A 19,285-nucleotide genomic window follows, 5' to 3' on the forward strand; every position below is an offset into this window, starting at 1 on the left:
GAAGATTGCTAGCGGTCTGAGGAGACTTCACAGATCATCATGCCTTCGAGGTGAGATTTTGAAGCAATGGATATCGAAGATCTTGTAAAGGACTGGGGCGGATTCGAGAAATTGATCGCTGCTCTCCATGAAACTGGAGACGTGACGGTCGAGCGCAACGTGACGTTGGAAGGTCGCTCGGGAGCGACTCGACAAGTCGATGTTCTACTGAGACATCGCCAAGGACTTTACGAGCATCTGGTGATAGTCGAGTGCAAGTACTGGAAAAAGCCGGTGGAGAGGCTTCACGTCGATGCTCTCGCGACGACCGTTCGTGAACTCGGTGCAGCTAAAGGCGTCATCTTCACAACCAAGGGATTCCAAACAGGTGCGGTTTCCCAAGCAAGCCACGAGTCAATCGAACTGTTCAAGGTCCGAGAACTTTCAGATGAAGAATGGGGCATGCCTGGAAGAGTCGTTGATCTCACCCTCCAGATAGGAACAGTTGCTCTTTCAATGCCAACCCTACCCGGCGCTTTCAGTTTTCCTGGAATTCAGCCGGACAACATGAACCTTTCATTGAGGCTTGGAGATCCGAAAACCGACTCTCAGACACCGTTCGTGAAGGTAGGCGAACCCGAGCGAACGCTTGAAACTTACATCTCGCGAATTGCAGCTGAGTCCAGTAGGCGCGTCTTCTCTCCTCAAACGATTAGGTTCCCGGACGGGACGCTCGAAGGGGAGCTATTGATTCGAATGAAAGTCAACGTCTCACCCGAGCAGCCGATGGAACTCCACCTTCATGGAGGAGTACTGTTCTTGCCTCGCATCGAGTTTGACATTGGTGTTCTGATCACACAATCGAGGATTCACATAGATAGATCCAGCAATTTCACGTTCGCACTCGCGATCGAGAACTGTGTGACGAAGACAACGGTCGGAGCGTCGCGACGGATTGAACAGGGTCAGACGCTGCTCCATGAATTGAAGTTACCTACCCCTGTAGATGACGGCGAGATAGTGCGAAACGGAACGCTCATTTCAGTTTGGCTTGCCGGTTTTCAGCAGTTCGATAGGTTTGCAGAACTCCCATATGGAAAGCCAGTTGCAGTGACAAAAAACGGAACGACTCTGTCTTAACGAGACTCGCCGTCTCATCGACCGGACCGACTGCGTTGAGGGAGCCACCGAAGGCGCCAAGTTCTGGATGAAGGTGTTCAACGACCTGAAGACGCGCGGGGTGGGCGACATCCTGATTGCCGTCACCGATGGCCTCAAGGGCATGCCGGAAGCGTTGGGGGCGGTGTTCCCTGCCACGACGCTGCAGACGTGCATCGTGCACCTGATCCGCAACAGTCTGGACTTTGCCAGCTGGAAGGACCGCAAGGCCCTGGCAGCGGCCCTGCGGCCGATCTACACGGCAGCCACTACCGAAGCCGCGCAGGCCGAGCTCGATGCGTTCGAACAGGGCCCTTGGGGCCAGAAGTTCCCGACCGTCGCCGCAGCCTGGCGGCGCGCCTGGAGCCACGTCATTCCGTTCTTCGCCTTCCCGCCGTCGATCCGCCGCGTGATCTACACGACCAACGCCATCGAGAGCATCCATGCCAAGCTGCGCAAGATCATCAAGAGCCGCGGGCACTTCCCCAGCGACGATGCGGCCACCAAGCTGATCTGGCTGGCGCTGCAGAACATCACGGCCGACTGGGGCCGGGCGGCCAAGGAATGGAAGGAGGCGATGAACCAGTTTGCGATCCTGTACGAAGATCGCTTCATCAGGGCGGCCACTTAAGATGTGGCGCCGACTTGCCCACCGCGTCGTGCGTTCGTCGCAAGCGACGCCCGCCGCCGTGGACAAGTCTCAGTGGTCCTCACACAAAAATTCGGACATCCCCACCGTTGCGGATGGAAATCCAGCCGTTGCGACGAGCGCAACGTACGCTGATTGGCCGCGCGGCTAGATCAATCCCGAACGACGTAGCCGCAGGCCTTCAATTCCTTCGCCACTTCGGTCTTCCAGCCGCCGAAGCCATCGAGCGCAACGTACACGACGCCGCTGATGTCGTTCGGTGTTTCTATCTCGCCCTTTACAAGCGCGCACACGTTCTTGCGGCTGAGCTTCGCCATCAAATAGCCGTGTTCGAACACCACGTTCTGCCGCGCACGGTTCTTCGGGTGAACATTCCTCTCATGCGCGCCGCGCCCATGGTCGCATGCGGTGTAAAGGACGAGGGCGAAATCCGCATCGTTGGCGTAGCGCTCGATCTTCTCAATGATGGTCATGCCTGAACTGGCCTGCTCGTGCAGGATGATCGGCACAAGTCCAAGGTCCGAAACAAAGCGCGCCACTTCCTGCTTTGCTTCGTTGTCGCGTCCATGCACGATGAAGACTTTGCGTTTGTTTCGGATGACCGGAGGCGCGACGACCGGCGCGGACGCAGCAGCAGAAAGGGACATCGCGACGAATCTGGGCGGAGCGGCAACAGGAGCGCTCGGCGACTTCCCGAACTCCAAGAAGTCCAGCAGCCCCGTGAACTGCTCAGAGATGTAGGTGCGGCGTTCCTTGTACGTCTTGAATTTGGGCTGGATAAAGCTCCAGAAGGAATTCAAGTCGCGGCAGGTTCGGACGAATGAAGGCACAAGGTGCTCAATCTCAGGCATGGATAGAAGCTCCTTCCTGAGCAGGTCGTACTCCTTCGGGTCCGCCGCGCCGCCGCTCGCTTGAGAGCCAAGCAGCGTGGCCAAGTAGTTGGCTTTCTCAAAAGGGGTGCGAAGAAACTCTAGGCTCATAGTGCATTGCCGCTGAAAATCTAGTTCTTGATGGATTGGCCTAGGGTTTTGGGCCTGCCGGCTGCTCAAACAGAAATTTGCCTGTGAACCAGACGGCGCGCCCAAAGTTGTGAATTAGTTGCTCGCCTTGCTTCATGTATGAAAGGTTTTGGTCAATTCCAGCCAGCTTAATGGCGTCGGTAACTTTTGATCCAGTCGGATGAGCATCGCCGAGGCGCATATCGTAGGTGCCAGCAATTTCCGCAAACACGCGGCGAGCCTTCTCGGCCCCCACCTTTTGCGCTAAGACGTCCTGCAGCAGCTTATTCGACCCAAGCTTTTCTTTGTCGTCATGCACCGCCAGCTTGCGAAGCTCGCGAACATTGAGCCGGTCGGAGAACGCCCGGACAAGTTCTTTCGCCAGCCGTAGCAACGAAGCTTGATCCCTACTGACAAATCTTGTGACATGCTGCATGACGGCCTCATCATCGATATCGTGAGTGAACAGCGAGATTCCGTGCGTCTTCCTGAAGCCCGCTTCTAGCATCCGCATGGAATCGAACAGCTTAGATTCAACGGAATGGGTGGACGCCGGCTGGGCCTTGACTTGGGAAGCCAGCAACTCACTCGAAACGCCGCCTTCCGGTACAACATTGTGGGCTGCCCAAATGCGCTGTTCCCAGGGTTCGAGGCGGGCGATATCGGAGGCATAGACGGTAATCAAGTCGGATGAATTGATTCCGAAATGGGTCTTGAGACCCGATGTTGAGAGAATGCCGCCAGTCTGTGCTGAGTACCAATCGAGCGAAAAGCCTCGATTGCCTAGGAGTTCATTCACCACGCTTGAGCGGAACCACAGCCATCGCCCAATGTCCTCATCGGTCAAATCGGCGGATGCCATGCGCTTCCCGTCAGTCTCCACGATGAATTGGGGCAAGTTCGTGTCTGCATCTCCACGGACCCGGATGCTTTGCGACTGATGGTCAATCCACTCGTCTCGCCAAAATTCGCCCTCGACCCGAACACCTTCGTAGCCACTGCGATGGCCTTGCGAGCTTTCCAACTCGGTGTTGGCATCGGTTTCCGGGCCCATCACTGGAGCGTCTTGGTCTTCGTCAACGTCCGTCCGAGAGACTCGCATCATTGCCCAGCCTCCACCAAAAACATCGTTCAGACTTCGAACCAGGAGTTGATATCGCCCGCCATCGCGCTCCTCTTCATGCTCTTTCAGATTTCCGTACTCGCTACCTTCAAGTGAAGATACGTTCTCCACTCTTTGACGGTAAGAAGAGAGACGCAGCGAAAGATTCCTTGCGGCTAGGTAGTCAAGAAGAAATTCCCGTTTGATCTCGATCAGGCGGTGGCGACCTCTCGCATCAAGAATCTCGCGTGCCACCACAACGAAATTTTCTTCTGGTCTTACCCATTCCGTTCCTTCCTTTATCAGGCGGAGGGCAACAACCAAATCAGGATGCAATATCCATAGTCTTCCGCCAACAACCGGCTGAGGGTGCTCGAAAACGAGGTTGACGCCAATTGGTTGTTTATCGTTGTACTGATATTGATCGATGGTTGCGTAGTAGCCGTCCTTGTAAGCGTACGGCGCCACGTCATGGCCTGTTCCGATATCACTCCAGCCTAAGCGCTCCTCAACCAACTCCCGGTGCTCGGGTGGGAACGCGACCGATCCACAGGCAAAAACGTCGCCGACGAAGCCTACTTCTTCAACGTCACCCTTCTCGTCAGTGACGGATGCCCTCAACGGAACCCACGTTGCGGTAGAAAAGGGGCGGCGCGTTTCTTTCTTTTGAAGAATCCACTCTTCATTCATAGTCGGTCTTGGCCTTGTCGAGGCGTTGCAGAACGTGTCCGCATTCTGCCGTACGGCTGGGCGGGCGAAATCCACCTGTAGGAGGACGGTGCCGCCGCCGCTCCTTGGCGATATGCTCCACGTTGCTCCGGATCGCAGGTTGTGGTCCTGGCGGATTCTGTGCGGCTGGTCGTGTGCTGGGTGTACAAGCCACGGCCCTTACCCGAGGCTCCCGCCGTCCTCCGCGCGGCTCTGAGCACGTCGTAGGCCTGCCGCCGCAGGCTCCCTGCGCCCGCGAGCGCGGCGAGTTCGCGCCCGGAGCCGTGTCCAAATCGGCCATTGACGGAGGGGCGAGGAGAGGCACGAGAGGAATGCCCCTCAGAACGGCCTCCGTCAAGGGAAAGCTAGTTTTTGATCGAGAACTGCTGGGATACAGCCGCCGAAGAATCGTGCGGTTGCATCGCCGAGCCCAGTATTGGGCGAACGCCCGAAGGTCGCGACTAGATGAGTACTGGCCGCGCGTAGGTCACCGAATGGCCGAAGAGGGCGCAGTTGGCGACATTCGCATCTGCGTAACTGGAAGACCGCTTCCGCTGCAAAGCAGTCGCTCTTGCCGGCCGTTAGAAGCGGTAGCCAGGGGCGTTGCTGCCCCAGTTGCAACCGAGCGGAAGTCCGCTCCCCGGCCAAAGGCAGCCATGACTGAGCGCAGGCCGATGGTCAGCCCGATGGCTTCTCAGCAAATAGACCGGGCGAAACTTCTTGCGGCCGGTCATTGCCGAGCGCAAGCTTCGCCATCGCCTTAGGCGACTCTGCAAGTTGCCGCCCCTTCCGCCATACGCGCAACCTATTCGCCCTCAACCGAATCGCTTCCACCACATCCCGAGCCTGCAACAACACAAAACTCGCATCGCACCCCGGCTCGATTCCATAGCCCTCCAGGTGCATCACCTTCGCCGCATTCACCGTCACCGCATCGAAGCAGGCCCTGATCCCCTTCTGGCTGGTCATCTGCGCCACATGCAGTCCCATGTGCGCCACCTCCAGCATGTCCGCTGACCCCATCCCGTACCAGGGATCCATCACGCAGTCATGCCCGAAGGCGACGTTCACGCCCGCTGCCATCAGCTCCGGCACGCGCGTCATGCCGCGCCGCTTGGGATAGGTGTCGTGCCGTCCCTGCAGCGTGATGTTGATCAGCGGATTGGCCACCACGCTCACGCCGCTTTCCGCGATCAGCGGCAGCAGCTTGCTCACGTAGTAGTTGTCCATGCTGTGCATGGAGGTGCAGTGCGAGCCGTTCACGCGGCCCTGCAGGCCCAGGCGCTGCGTCTCGAAGGCGAGCGTCTCGATGTGGCGTGACAGCGGGTCGTCGGTTTCGTCGCAGTGCATGTCCACCAGCTTGCCGCGCTCGGCGGCGAGCTCGCACAGCAGCTTCACGCTGGCCGCGCCTTCGCCCATGGTGCGCTCGAAGTGCGGGATGCCGCCGACGATGTCGACGCCGAGGTCCAGCGCGCGTTTCAGGTTGTCCACGCCGCCCTGGGTGCGCAGCACGCCGTCCTGCGGGAAGGCGACCAGCTGCAGGTCGATGTACGACGCCACGCGCTTCTTCACCTCCAGCATCGCTTCCACCGGCAGCATGCTCGGGTCGCTGGTGTCCACGTGGCTGCGGATGGCGAGCAGGCCGCGCGCGACCGCCCAGTCGCAGTAGGTCAGGGCGCGCTCGATCATGTCCTCCGCGTTCAGCAGCGGCTTGAGCTCGCCCCACAGCGCGATGCCTTCCAGCAGCGTGCCGCTCTCGTTGACGCGCGGCAGGCCGTAGCTGAGCGTCGCGTCCATGTGGAAGTGCGGATCGCAGAAGGGCGGCGAGAGCAGGTAGCCGCCGGCGTCCACGGTTTCGCGCGCGGGCGCGACGAGACCGGGCGTGACTTCGGCGATGCGGCCGTCCTGCACGGCGACGGACATGCCGGTGCGGCCATCGGGCAGGCTGGCGTTGGTGACGAGGAGGTCGAGCATTTGCGGAGGATAGCGCTGTGGTGGCGCCATGACGTGCCACGTAATCGCCAGTGCGTGCGTCGCCGCGAAGAATGACTCCACCGACCCACGAAAGGAGCTAGCGATGAACGTCCCCGCCCTCGAAACCCTCGTCGACACCTGGCTGGCCGCCTACTGCGACGCCGATGCCGGCCGGCGCCTGGCCGCGATCCGGGAAGGATGGCACCCGGAAGGCCGCCTCGTCGATCCGCCGATGGAGGCCCGCGGCCACCAGGGCATCAGCGATCTGGCGGCGACGCTGCAGTCGCAGTTCCCGGGGCACCGCTTCGAGCGCAGCACGGCGATCGATGCGCACCACCAGTCGCTGCGTTACGGCTGGCGGTTGCTGGATGGGAAGGGAGCCGCGGTGCTGGAAGGGGTGGACCTGGTCGATCTCGACGTGGATGGGCGCATTGCGCGCGTCGTCGGATTCTTCGGCGCGCAGCCGGCGGCGCGGCCCTAGCCACGGGGCGTGGCGTCCCTCTTGTCGTCATCCCCGCGTAGGCGGAGATCCAGGGCGTCGCGAGTGCATTGGATGCCCTGGGTTCCCGCCTTCGCGGGAATGACGAGGTGGGACCTACTTCGTCCCGAACATCCGGTCGCCCGCGTCGCCGAGGCCGGGCAGGATGTACCCATGATCGTTCAGCTGCCGGTCGATCGCCGCCGTGTAGATCGGCACGTCCGGGTGGGCCTTCTGCATCGCGGCCACGCCTTCGGGGCAGGTGAGCAGGCACACGAACTTGATCGACTTGGGACTGAGCTCCTTCAGGCGCTCCACCGCGGCGATCGCGGAGTTGCCGGTGGCGAGCATGGGGTCGACGACGATGATGTCGCGCTCCTCCATGTTCTGCGGCATCTTGAAGTAGTACTCCACGGCCATCAGCGTCTTCGGGTCGCGGTACAGGCCGATGTGGCCCACGCGCGCGCCCGGCACCACGTTCAGCATGCCGTCCAGGATGCCGGTGCCCGCGCGCAGGATCGACACGAACACCAGCTTCTTGCCGTCGATGACCTTGGTCCTGGTGGTCTCCAGCGGCGTGTGCACCTCGACCTCGTGCATCGGCACGTCGCGCGTGACCTCGTAGGTCATGAGCATGGCGAGCTCGTTGAGCAGGCGGCGGAAGCTGTTGGTGCTGGCCTCCTTGTTCCGCATCAGCGACAGCTTGTGCTGCACTAGCGGATGGTCGATGACGTGGACGTTGTTGTTGCTTGCCATGAAAGGATTGTCCTAGAAGACGGTGCCGTCGCTGGCCACTTGCAGGGGGGGAAGACCCTTGCGGCGCTGCTGCGCCAGCTCGCGGCCGGCGGCCCAGGTGCCGCCTTCCAGCACGCAGGCGAGCGGCATGCGCTGCGCGTCGAGGTGCAGCAGGTGCCGCACCCGCTCGGCCACTTCGTCCATCAGCGCGACCGTCATCGCGCGCCACTCCACGATGATCTCGTCGCCCGGCTTCCAGGTCTGGCGCACGGACGATTCGTCGCGCAGGCGCAGCACGCCGCTGTCGATCAGCAGGCCGCCGTTGCGGTATTCGGGCAGGGCGGTCAGCGCATCGAGCCCGCGCACCTGCACGCCCGACCAGGCGAAGGGCTCCAGCAGCGAATAGGTGAGCCACTGCGAGAGCTTGTGGAAGGGCACCCAGCCGTCGGTGAGGCCTTCGCCGCGCACCGCTTCGTGGCGCCAGCAGTCGCCCAGCGGGATACCGCCGATGGCGTTGCCGGCCGGCCAGATGCCGGAGCAGGAGATCAGGATCTGCGACAGGATGTCGTGCGCCGACACGTCCGCGGTGGGCGGCACGTCCGGCGCCGGCGACATGATCTGCGCATAGATGCCCGACGGCCTCGGCACCTCGTAGCCGAACACCTCGGGCTGCTCCTGCATCGCTTCGCCCAGGCGCCGCAGCAGGATGGCGCGGCCTTCGATGCCCACCAGCGGATTGTTGTCGCGCACCTGGAAGGCCGAGGCAAGGTGGTCGGTGGCGAGGCCCCGCAGGCCGTCGGCGTCCACCTGGCAGGGATGGTTCTTGTTGCTCGAGAACAGGCCGGCGGTGAAGGCGTGGAAGCTCGCGACACCCAATCCTTCGGAACGCGTGAAGGTCTGGCCGGTCGCGGGTTCGACGTAGCTCCAGTCGGGGCCGGCACCCGCGTCGAGCAGCACGCTCACGAAGGTCAGGTCGAACAGCACTTCGCCGAGCACCGCCCTGGGCACCTTGCCGAGCAGGCGCTCGAGTTCGGCCTTGCGGTCGACGCCGCCGGCTTCCAGGTGGCGCCAGCGGCTGTGCAGCGGGATGTGGCCCTTGGGATAGCGTTTCTTCGTGACGTCGGCGACGGTGCGCGCCGCGGTGTCGAGTGCGCCGTCGTCGACTTCGAACCATTTCGAGTCGCCGGCGCGGGCGCGATCCAGCAGTTGCCGGCTGCGGTCGCGCACCGCGCGGGTGGAACGCAGGATGGCTGCCGCTTCCTCGGCCTCCACGTTGCCGAGGACGTTGTGCGCTTCGGTCATAGGCCTCTGCCCTTGGTTTGCTTGAGTGCCTGGGCGTCCGGCACCGCGTCCGGCGTGAAGTAGCCCGCGGCTTTCTTGGCTTCCATCTCGACTTGCGCATCCGCGGGAATCAGGCCCGCCGGGATGTCGACACGCTCGACGACCTCGATGCCCGAGCCGGTGATGGCGTCGTACTTCATGTTGCTCATGGAGACGAGGCGGTGGATCTTCCTGACGCCCAGCCAGTGCAGCACGTCGGGCATCAGTTCCTGGAAGCGCATGTCCTGCACGCCGGCCACGCATTCGGTGCGGGCGAAATATTGGTCGGCGGTGTCGCCGCCGATCTGGCGCTTGCGCGCGTTGTAGACCAGGAACTTGGTCACCTCGCCGAGCGCGCGGCCTTCCTTGCGCGAATAGGCGACGAGCCCGACGCCGCCGCGCTGCGCGCCCTGGATGCATTCCTCGATCGCGTGCGTGAGGTAAGGGCGGCAGGTGCAGATGTCGGAGCCGAACACGTCGGAGCCATTGCACTCGTCGTGCACGCGGGCGGTGAGTTCGACGTCTGGATTGGCGAGGTCGCGCGGGTTGCCGAAGATGTAGACCGTCTGCCCGCCGATCGGGGGCAGGAACACTTCGAGGTCGCTGCGCGTGACGAGTTCGGGGTACATGCCGCCGGTTTCCTCGAACAGCACGCGGCGCAGGTCCGATTCGGAACAGCCGAAGCGCTTCGCCACGCCGGGCAGCCACCACACCGGCTCGATCGCGGCCTTGGTAACGCAGGCAGCACCGCCTTCGAGCAGGAATTGGCCGTCCGGTTTCAGGCGGCCCTTTTGCAGGCCCTCGATCACCTCCGGCAGGATCACGTGCGCCTTGGTCACCGCGATGGTCGGACGGATGTCGTAGCCCTCGGCAAGCTCGTCGGCGAACACGGAGGCAACGGTGGCGCCCCACGGATCGAGGCTGACGATCTTCTCCGGGTCGCTCCACTGCGGATACGGCCCGATCTCGTCGGTGGGTGCGGTGTTGGTGAGGTCCGCCTTGTGGTCGCGGGCCAGCGCCCCGGCCGCGACGGCCAGCGCGCGGTAGACGCTATACGAGCCGCTGTGCGTGCCGATCACGTTGCGGTGGCCGCGCTGGAGGGTCGTGCCCACGATCGGCCCGCGTGCGTCGGGCGTCCGCGCGCCCCACTGGATCGGCAGCGCGCCCTGCCCGCCGGCATGGGAGGTCAGCCGGATGTGGCGGGGAGCGGAAGGATCAGCGGCCATCGTGTTTCGTCCAGCCCAAAGGGCCACTCTAGCAAAGCGTGGGCCGATCGGTGGTCGATCCTGGGCGGGCGCGCGTTCCGGTCCCCCGGGGTACGCGCAAACCTTATTCGTACTGAATCCGTAGGCCGAATGTAACAGTCCACTCCTAAGGTGATTGACACAACTGTTTCTGACTGTAAAAGTACAGCCGGCTAAAAGACAACAACGGAGTGGCAGTGCAAAGAACAACGACGTGGGCGGCCGCAATGGCCGCCCTGGGTTTCATCGTGTCTCCCGTTTTCGCGCAGTCCACCCGTCCCGATGCGGGCACGGTGCTCGAAACACCCCGCCAGATCCCCGCGCTGCCGCGAGCCGGTGGCGCACCGGCCGTCGTGGTGCCGGATCCGGCGGCGGCCGCGACCTTCGACCGCTCCGTCTCGCTGACGCCCGCCGCCTTCCGCGTGCAGGGCAACACGGTCTTCAGCGAGGCGCAGTTGCAGGCGGTGCTCGCGCCCTTCGTTGGCAACCGCGTAGACATGGGCGGATTGCTGCAGGCGGCAGCGGCCGTACGCCAGTACTACCGCGACCGTGGCTACGTCCTCACCGAGGCCTACCTGCCGCAGCAGCAGTTCGCGGCGAGCGGGGGCACGGTGACGATCCAGGTGCTCGAGGCGCGCGTGGGCAAGGCCAGCGTGCGTGTCGAAGGCGCGGGGCCCTCGCTGGCGCTGGCCGACGGCATCGTGCAGAACAGCCTGCCGGCCGGCGCGCTGATCAACGAGTACCTGCTGGAAAAGCCGATCCTGCTGCTGCGTGACCTGGCTGGGTTCGCCGCGGTGGCGGACGTGCAGCCTGGCGCGCACCCCGGTGAGGCGGACGTGGTGGTCGTGGTGAAGCCGACCGGCCCTCGCTTCGGCGCATTGCTGGGTGTCGACAACTACGGACCGCGCGCCGCGGGCGAGATCCGCGGCTACGTCGAAGCGGAGGCGCTGAACCTCGCGGGACACGGCGACGTGCTGTCGGCGCGTGCGCAGCTGGCGGATCGCTCGGACAGCAACCTGTTCCGGCTCGGGTACACCAGCGTCGTCGGTCCCTGGGCCACGCGCCTGGGCGCGCAGGTGGCGCGCACCGAGTACCGCCTGGGCAAGCAGTTCGCGCCGCTGGGCGCGACGGGCGAGGCCGAGGTCTACGCGCTCAACGCGACGCAACCCTTCATCCGCTCGCGTGCGTACAACCTGTTCGGCTCCATTGCGCTGGAGCGCAAGGACCTGACGGATCGCACCGCCACGCCCGTGAGCCGCACGGACCGGCAAGTCGATTCCGTTCGCCTGAGCACGCTGGGCAACTTCGTCGACGGCGTCGGCGGCAATTCCTTCAGCAGCTACGCGCTCTCGTTCACGCAAGGGCGGCTGAAGATGGACGCGGAAGACCTGGCGCTGGACCAGGGCGCGTCCGGCCTCAAGACGGCCGGCTCGTTCCGCAAGCTGAACCTGGAGTTCCAGCGCACCACTTACTTCAGCGCATCGGATCGCGTGCTGTTCAACGTGCAGGGGCAGGTGGCTTCGCGCAACCTCACCTCGGCCGAGCAGATGTCGCTCGGCGGCCCGGCCGGTGTGCGTGGCTATCCGGTGGGCGAGGGCGTCGGCGACACCGGCGGCCTCGTGCAACTGGAGTATCGCCACCAGTTCGCGCCGCTCGGCTCCGTGCCGCTGTCCGCGGGCGTGTTCTACGACTGGGGCCACGTGAAATTCCACGAGGACGGCGCGCCGTTCCCGGGCGCTTCGTCGCAGACGCTGGCTTCCGCCGGCTTCGGCGTGACGGCCGGCAGCTGGGGCAACTGGCTCGCGAACCTGCAGCTCGCCTGGCGCACCACGGGCGACAAGCCGGTGAGCGACCCGGACCGCCGCCCGCGCATCTGGTTGTCCGTGCAGAAGTGGCTGTAAGGCCGCGCTCCAGAAAAAAAGGAATCACAACATGAAGCCGCAAGCCACCCACCGTCTGCAGGTTCGCACCGTCATCGTCCGCATCTCGCGCAAGCTGAAGGCGACCTACCGCGTGCGCCGCGGGCGCCTGTTCTCCGACCTGCTGGTCGCGATGTTGACCGTGTTCTCGCCGCTGGCGCGCGCGCTGCCGGACACGGCGACGATGAACGTCGCCGCGGGACAGGTCACGGTCGACCCGAAGTCCACCTCGAACAGCCTCGTGCTGAACCAGGGGACGAACAAGGCGATCCTGGACTGGCGCAGCTTCAACATCGGCACCGGCGAGTCGGTGCGGTTCGTGCAGCCGGGGACGTCCTCGGTGGCGCTGAACCGCATCAGCGGCGGGGCGACGTCGATCTACGGCGCGCTCTCCGCGAACGGCCAGGTGTTCCTGGTGAACCCGGCCGGCGTGCTGTTCGCACCGGGCGCGCAGGTGAACGTGGGCGGCCTCGTGGCAACGACGCTGGACCTGAGCAACAACGACTTCCTCAACGGCAAGTACACCTTCAGCGGCAGCAGCACGGCCAGCGTGACGAACCAGGGCAGCCTCGCCGGCCGCTACGTGGTGCTCGCGGGCGCGTCCGTGAACAACGCCGGCACCATCGACGCCCAGCGCGGTTCCGTGGGCCTGCTGGCGGGCTCGCGCGTGACGGTGGATCCGTCCGGGGCAGGGCTGGTGAAGTTCTCGGTGGATACGGCGGCGGTGAACGCGGCGATCGTCAACAGCGGAACGATCACTGCCGATGGTGGCCAGGTGGCCCTGTTGGCGAGCGCGCTGTCGGACACGCTGCCGACGGTGATCAACCAGAGCGGCGTCATCCGCGCGAACAGCATCGCGGACCAGAACGGCACGATCGTGCTGAGTGGCGGCAGTACCGGCATCGTGCAGGTGTCGGGGACGCTGGAGGCCAAGGGCGCGAATGCGGGTGAAAGCGGCGGCACGGTGAGGGTGCTGGGCGATCGCGTGGGCCTGATGGCCGGCGCGAAGGTCGATGCCAGCGGTGACGCGGGTGGTGGCACGGTGCTCGTTGGCGGGAACTTCCAGGGCAAGGGCGCGGAGCAGAACGCCACCGTCACCGTCGTCCAGCAGGGCGCGTCCGTCGATGCGAGCGCCGGCACGAGCGGCCATGGCGGCAAGGTCATCGTGTGGGCGGATGACACCACGACCTACGCCGGCGACATCAAGGCCACCGGCGGCAGCGTGGGCGGCAACGGTGGCTTCGCGGAAGTCTCCGGCAAGAAGAGCCTGGGCTTTGCGGGCACGGCAAATCTGTCTGCGCCGAAGGGCACGGCTGGCACGCTGCTGCTCGACCCCGACAACATCATTGTTGCGAACGGCGGTGGTGCGGCCTTCCCCACGAACACGACGTTCGCGGCGAATGCCGGAACCACCCAGACGATCGATGCGCAAACGATCGAAGCCGTCGCCGGCTCCGTGACGCTGCAGGCCACCAACGACATCACGTTCAACGAAGCCATCAACAAGGGCAACGGTGGCCTGACGGCGATGGCCGGGAATGACATCAATGTCAACGCGAACATCGGCACCGGCGCCAACGCGCTCTTCCTGGACGCGAACTACAGCTCCCTGCCGTTCCCCTTGAGTCCGACAGGCACCGGGAAAGTCACCGTCGGCGCGGGCGTGACGCTGTCCGGCTCGGTCGTCAGCGTGTCGAGCGGATTCAGTGCGGGGACCAACGTCATCAACGGCACCATCGTTGCCACGAATGCCGTCAATTTCTTCGGCGGCAACGCCAGCATCAACGCGGGCAGTTTCGTCAGCGCTCCCACGCTGAATGTCAATGTTCAGTCCGGCAAGACGGTGACCCTGGGCGCGTCGAACCGCATCGGTGACTCGACCAACCTGACGGTGGCCAGCGGCACGCTCGCCATCGGCGTCTCCAGCGACACGGTCGGCGCGGTTTCGCTGACCGGTGGCTCCATCACAGGCACCGGCGGTTCGCTGACGGCCTCCAACTTCGACGTGCAGAGCGGCTCGATCAGCGCCAACCTGGCCGGCACCGGTGGACTGACCAAGTCGACGGCCGGGACCGTCACGCTTTCCGGCGCCAACACGTACACCGGCGGCACGACCGTTGGCGGCGGCAGGCTGGTCTCGAGCAACTCCGTCCTTCCCAGCGGCAACGTCTCCATCGCCAGCGGCGCGGTGCTCCAGTTCGACAACCAGACGGGTGGCCTTCTGGCCGTGAAGCCGGGTACCTACACCGGGACCGGCACCCTGCGCTTCTCCGGGAACGCCGGGTCCAACACGGCCCTCGGCGGAGGTGGCGGCAACGTCAACATTTCGTTGGGCAGCGGCGGCCTCGTCGACGTGGTGAGCGGGCGCGTGGCGGGCAGTTCCACCGACCAGGGCTTCTGGATCGGCAACCTGGCGAACCTGAACATTGCCTCGGGTGCCATCTTCGACGGCGTCGAAGGCACCATCCGCGTGAACGCCCTGAACGGCGCCGGCTCGCTGCAGGGCGGGTGGCCCGGCCGTGGCAGCGTGACCGTCGGAGTGGACAACGGCTCGGGCACGTTCACCGGCACGCTGTCGAACAACACCAGCGGCGGGGTGCTCTCGCTCGGCAAGACGGGCAGCGGAACGCAGATCCTGGCCGGCACCAGCACCTACACCGGAACCACCAACATCACGGGCGGGACGCTGCAGATCGGCAATGGCGGCACGACGGGCACGCTGGGCACGAACACGGTCACCGTCAACGGCGGCACCCTGGCCATCAACCGCAGCGATGCGGTCACGATCGCGAACACGATCACCGGCACCGGCGGGCTGACGCAGGCCGGCACCGGCACCACCACCCTGACGGGCAACAACAACTACAGCGGCGCGACCAGCGTCAACGGCGGAACGCTGGCCCTGGGCGGGACGGCCATCCTCGACACCGGCACCGTGAACCTCAACGGCGGAGACCTGGCCCTGACCGGCTCGGAAACCATCGGATCGGTCAATGGTGGCGGCAACATCTCGCTGGGCTCCCACACGCTCACCGTCGGCGGCGGCGACCTGCATTCCAACCCCACGGGCGTGATCAGCGGCACGGGCGGCCTCACCAAGATCGGCGCGGGCGTGCTGACCCTGGCGGCCGTCAATACCTACTCCGGCCCGACGACGGTGCTCGGCGGCGCCCTGCAGGCAAGCGGCGACCAGATCGCGGACGCGAGCGCGGTCACCGTGGGCGCCGGCGCGGAGTGGTGGGTCAACGGCAGCGGGACGGTGGGCTCCATCGCCGGTGCCGGCAGCATCAACCTGAACTGGAACACGCTGACCGTCGGCGGCACCAACAGCAGCACCACCTTCTCCGGCACGATCAGCGGGGGTGGCGGCCTGACCAAGGCGGGGACGGGCAGCCTGACGCTGTCCGGAGCGAACACCTACGGCGGGGCGACGACGGTGGCGGCCGGCACGCTGGCCCTGGGACACCCGAGCGCCACGCTGTCCGACAGCACGGCGGTGAGCGTCGCGACGGGCGCCTCGCTGGACCTCGGCGCCAACTCGGACACCGTCGGCAGCCTGACACTGAACGGCACGCTGGCCGGCACCGGCACGCTCGCGGCCGGCAGCTACACCCTGGACGGCGCCACCGTGGACGCCAACCTGGGGACCGGAACGCTCACGCAAGCCGGGGGCACCAGCACGTTGAACGGCACTGCGCTCGCGGGCACCGTGAACGTCGACGGCGGCACGCTCGTGCTGGGCCCGACGGACTACCGGCTCAACGCGGTCTCGACCCTGACCATCGCGGCTGGAGCGACCCTGAACACGGGAACGGCGTTGCAATCGTTCGGTACTGCGCCGATCGCCAACAGCGGAACCCTCGTGACCGGCGGCACCCTTTTCGCCGGCTCCATTTCCGGTCCCGGCAGCGCGAGCCTGGGCGGCAACGTCCACACTTCGGGCAGCCAGGCTTACGGCGGTCCTGTGGCACTCACAGCCGACGTGACGATCACCGGCGCCGGTGTCACCTTCGGCAGCACGGTGACCGGCGCGCAGGCGCTCATCGTGAGTACCACCGGCGGCACCGCGACGACATTCAACGGAGCGGTGAACGTCGCGGCCCTGACGACCGATGCGGACGGCAGCACGGTCGTCAACGGCGGGTCGGTCACCACCACGGGGCTGCAGAACTTCTACGACGCTGTCGTCCTGGGCGGCAACACCACCTTCGACGCCGGCGCCTCGGAGCTGGCCTTCAACGGAGGGGTCGATGGCGCGTTCGCGCTGACGGCCACGGGCTCGGGTATCACCCGGATCAACACCGCGGTGGGTTCCGTCACGCCGCTGACCTCGCTGACCACGAATGGCGGCGGCTTCACCTTCATCGAGGCCAACGTCACGACCTCCGGAACGCAGGCCTACAACGACGCCGTGGTGTTGTTGAGGGATGCCACGCTGACCGGCACCGACGTGACTTTCGCCAGGATCGACGGCTCCCAGGCGCTGACCCTGAACGCCAGCGGCCTGACCACCTTCGGTGGCATCGTCAACATCGGCTCGCTCGTCACGGACGCGGCCGGCAGCACGGTGGTCAACGGCGGCTCCGTCGCCACCTCCGGCGCGCAGACCTTCAACGAGGCGGTGGTCCTGGGCGCCAACACGAACTTCAGCGCCGGAACCGGGGCGATCGCCTTCAACGGCACGGTGGACGGCGCCTTCGCGATGACCGCCACGACCTCCGGCGCCACCAGCTTCAATGCCGCGGTGGGCTCCGGCACGGCGCTGGCCTCGCTGAGCGTGAACGGCGGAGGTACCACGAGCATCGCCGCCGACGTCACGACCACCGGCGGGCAGAACTACTCCGATGCGATCACGCTGGCCGCGCCTGCGATCACGGTCACCAGCACCGGCGGCGGCAACATCGGCTTCAGCACCACCGTGGACGGCAACACCGACCTGGCGATCAACACCGCCGGCATCACGCGCCTGTTCGGCACGGTGGGAGGCGGCACTGCGCTGGCCTCGCTGACCACGGACGCCGGCGGCAGCAGCCGCATCGGCACCAACGTCACCACCACCGGAGCGCAAACGTACAACGACGCGGTGGTCCTGACCGCGAACACGGCCCTCAACGCGGGGACCGGAACCATCGCCTTCGGCGGCACGGTGAACGGCGCCTTCGCGCTGAGCGCCACGGCCTCCGGCACGACCAGCTTCGCCGGCGCGGTCGGTGGCGGCACGGCGCTCGCCTCGCTGACCACGAACGGCGGCGGGACGACCCAGCTGTCCGGCTCCGTTCGGACGACGGGCGTCCAGTCCATGGAGGATGTGGTCCTGGGCGGCAACGTCGCCTTGACCAGCACGGGCAACCAGGCCATCACCGTCGGCAACGTGACCGGGGGCGGCAACGACCTGGGCTTCACTTCCACTGGCGGCGCCAGCGCGGGCACCATCGCCGGCGTCGGCGTGCTGACCCTGGGCAGCGGCACCAACCTCGCCGCCACCAGCGTGGCGGCCGCGGGCGGCAACCTCGCGGGGAACGTGACGACCACCGGCAGCCAGAGCTACACGGGTCCGCTGCAGACGGCGGCCGGCACGACGCTCACGGCCACCGGCAGCCTGGTGGCCACCGACGTCGGCAACGTGATCGGCTCCGGCACGCAGTTCGCCGTCACGCAGGACGGCGGCGGCACGGGCACGCTGGCCGTGGCGGGCGACTTCACCGGCGCGGTGCAAGTCAGCGGCAACGCGACCAGCGTCAGCCTGGACGACCGCAGTGCTGCCACGCAGCTGGTGGTCAGCGGCCTGTCCGCGGCGCCGACGGCCGACGTCACGCTGGTGGGCGCCGGTGCGATGCAGGTCGATGCCGCGGCGCTGTCGCCGGTGGCCAACCTCAGTGCCACGACGCAGAACGGCAACCTGGTGTTCCTGAACTCGGGCACGGCGCAGGCCGGCTCGCCCGGAGTGCTGGCCACCACGGCGCTGACCCTGAACGTCACGGGCGGCGCGCTGAATTCGGCGGCCGATCCGATGGTCATCAATGCCGGCACGCCAGTGGTGAACATCGCGGCAGCGCCGGCCTACACGCAGTGGCTGCGGCCGGTGCCTGCGCCTGCGCCGGCGCCTGCGGTCACGACGGCTTCGGACGCCCTGCTGCGCCAGGCGGAGGACGTGGCCGGGACTCTGGAAGCGCAAGTCGACGCGCTGATTGCCACCGACGTGCGCAATGCCGCGGGCCTCCTGCACACGGAACGGCTGGTGTTCTTCGGCCGGCTGACGCCGTCTGCGGTCGCGGCGCCGCTGTCGTTCCGCACGCTGTCAATCCGCCTGCCGCGTTGCTTCTCCGAGCAGCAGAAGGCGGAGCCGGGCTGCCGCTAGGGAGGCAATAGCGGCGAAGGACGCTTCACTCCCCGAAGTGTTCTTCGATCGCCGCGCTGATCCCCCAATCCGCCGGTAGCCGCTTCTCACGCACGTACCGGTGCAGGCTCGAGTACGGCCAGTCCCGCGCGCGCATCACCCAGCCATGCTTCACCGGGTTGAAGTGGATGTAGTCGACGTGGCGGGCGAAATCGTCGTCGTCGCGGATCTGGTGTTCCCAGAAGCGGTCTTGCCAGAGGGAGCGTTGGCCTTTGCGACGCTCTTCGGCCGCATCACGATCCAGGACGCCGCCAGCCTGCAGCCGCCGCGTGAAGGCTTGCTTGAGCAACATCCAGCGTCTGGAAAAGTCGCCGTCTTCAGTCGGAAGCGTCCACAGCGCATGGATGTGCTCCGGAAGCACCACCATTGCGTCGATCTCGAACGGATGCCGTTTCTTCACGTCGGCCATGCAAGCCCGGAGATCCGCCACGTGGTCTACCAGGTACCGCGCGCCGCGATCCCGAAGCGTGACGGTGAAAAAGTACGTCGCGCCGGCAGTGTGCGTGCGGATGTAGTTCGGCATGGTGCCGGTACAACGGCCGGCGGCCGTGCCCGCGTTCAGCCGAACGGGGTAGTTTGGCGCCGATCGTCGGGGTTCGGCTTCGCGCTCACCGCCGACCTACG

Annotated in this window: 11 protein-coding genes and 1 pseudogene; 5 read left to right on the forward strand and 7 right to left on the reverse strand. The window is 65.6% G+C overall.

From position 1 onward, the window contains the following. Positions 1 to 66: 66 nt before the first annotated feature. Complete coding sequence (locus tag VF522_RS11655; protein WP_330908427.1) at positions 67 to 1,119, forward strand: restriction endonuclease; 1,053 nt, start codon at positions 67 to 69, stop codon at positions 1,117 to 1,119. Between the two features lie 46 nt (positions 1,120 to 1,165). Beyond that, positions 1,166 to 1,768, forward strand: a pseudogene (locus VF522_RS11660) (IS256 family transposase); the annotation flags it as partial. Positions 1,769 to 1,938: 170 nt separating this feature from the next. Here VF522_RS11660 and VF522_RS11665 read toward each other — a convergent pair. The 3 genes from VF522_RS11665 to VF522_RS11675 all read right to left on the reverse strand — a co-directional run bounded on the left by VF522_RS11665 (position 1,939) and on the right by VF522_RS11675 (position 6,568). Beyond that, on the reverse strand, positions 1,939 to 2,721 hold the full coding sequence (locus VF522_RS11665; protein WP_330908428.1) for a nucleotide-binding protein: 783 nt from the start codon (positions 2,719 to 2,721) through the stop codon (positions 1,939 to 1,941). An 85-nt stretch (positions 2,722 to 2,806) separates the two neighbouring features. Beyond that, positions 2,807 to 4,576 carry a hypothetical protein gene (locus VF522_RS11670; protein ID WP_330908429.1) on the reverse strand — a complete coding sequence of 590 codons (1,770 nt, stop codon included), beginning with the start codon at positions 4,574 to 4,576 and terminating at the stop codon, positions 2,807 to 2,809. Positions 4,577 to 5,272: 696 nt separating this feature from the next. Further along, entirely contained in the window at positions 5,273 to 6,568 is a 1,296-nt protein-coding gene (locus VF522_RS11675) for an amidohydrolase family protein (RefSeq protein ID WP_330908430.1), read from the reverse strand. A gap of 103 nt (positions 6,569 to 6,671) precedes the next feature. Between VF522_RS11675 and VF522_RS11680 the strand changes: the two genes are divergently transcribed. Then, positions 6,672 to 7,049 (forward strand): nuclear transport factor 2 family protein, encoded by a 378-nt coding sequence (locus VF522_RS11680; protein ID WP_330908431.1) that lies wholly within the window; start codon positions 6,672 to 6,674, stop codon positions 7,047 to 7,049. 114 nt (positions 7,050 to 7,163) lie between these two features. On the opposite strand, the gene upp is transcribed toward VF522_RS11680, so the two are convergent. Genes upp through VF522_RS11695 form a run of 3 tightly spaced genes read right to left on the reverse strand, consistent with a single transcriptional unit; the run spans position 7,164 to position 10,327 of the window. Then, a complete protein-coding gene (upp, locus tag VF522_RS11685) occupies positions 7,164 to 7,802 on the reverse strand; it encodes a uracil phosphoribosyltransferase (protein ID WP_330908432.1) in 639 nt (212 codons plus the stop codon). A gap of 12 nt (positions 7,803 to 7,814) precedes the next feature. Then, a complete protein-coding gene (locus VF522_RS11690; RefSeq protein WP_330908433.1) occupies positions 7,815 to 9,083 on the reverse strand; it encodes a URC4/urg3 family protein in 1,269 nt (422 codons plus the stop codon). Next, entirely contained in the window at positions 9,080 to 10,327 is a 1,248-nt protein-coding gene (locus VF522_RS11695) for a GTP cyclohydrolase II (protein ID WP_330908434.1), read from the reverse strand. Before VF522_RS11695 ends, VF522_RS11690 begins: the two co-directional genes overlap by 4 nt. Before the next feature lie 245 nt (positions 10,328 to 10,572). Between VF522_RS11695 and VF522_RS11700 the strand changes: the two genes are divergently transcribed. Next, complete coding sequence (locus VF522_RS11700; protein ID WP_330908435.1) at positions 10,573 to 12,246, forward strand: ShlB/FhaC/HecB family hemolysin secretion/activation protein; 1,674 nt, start codon at positions 10,573 to 10,575, stop codon at positions 12,244 to 12,246. Positions 12,247 to 12,277: 31 nt separating this feature from the next. Continuing rightward, a complete protein-coding gene (locus VF522_RS11705) occupies positions 12,278 to 18,622 on the forward strand; it encodes an autotransporter-associated beta strand repeat-containing protein (RefSeq protein ID WP_330908436.1) in 6,345 nt (2,114 codons plus the stop codon). A 25-nt stretch (positions 18,623 to 18,647) separates the two neighbouring features. Here VF522_RS11705 and VF522_RS11710 read toward each other — a convergent pair whose 3' ends face one another. After that, positions 18,648 to 19,184, reverse strand: coding sequence for an REP-associated tyrosine transposase (locus VF522_RS11710; RefSeq protein WP_330908437.1), 537 nt, complete (start codon positions 19,182 to 19,184; stop codon positions 18,648 to 18,650). Positions 19,185 to 19,285: the final 101 nt, after the last annotated feature.

It is taken from the genome of Ramlibacter sp. (assembly GCF_036383835.1).
Taxonomy (GTDB): Bacteria; Pseudomonadota; Gammaproteobacteria; order Burkholderiales; family Burkholderiaceae_C; genus Ramlibacter.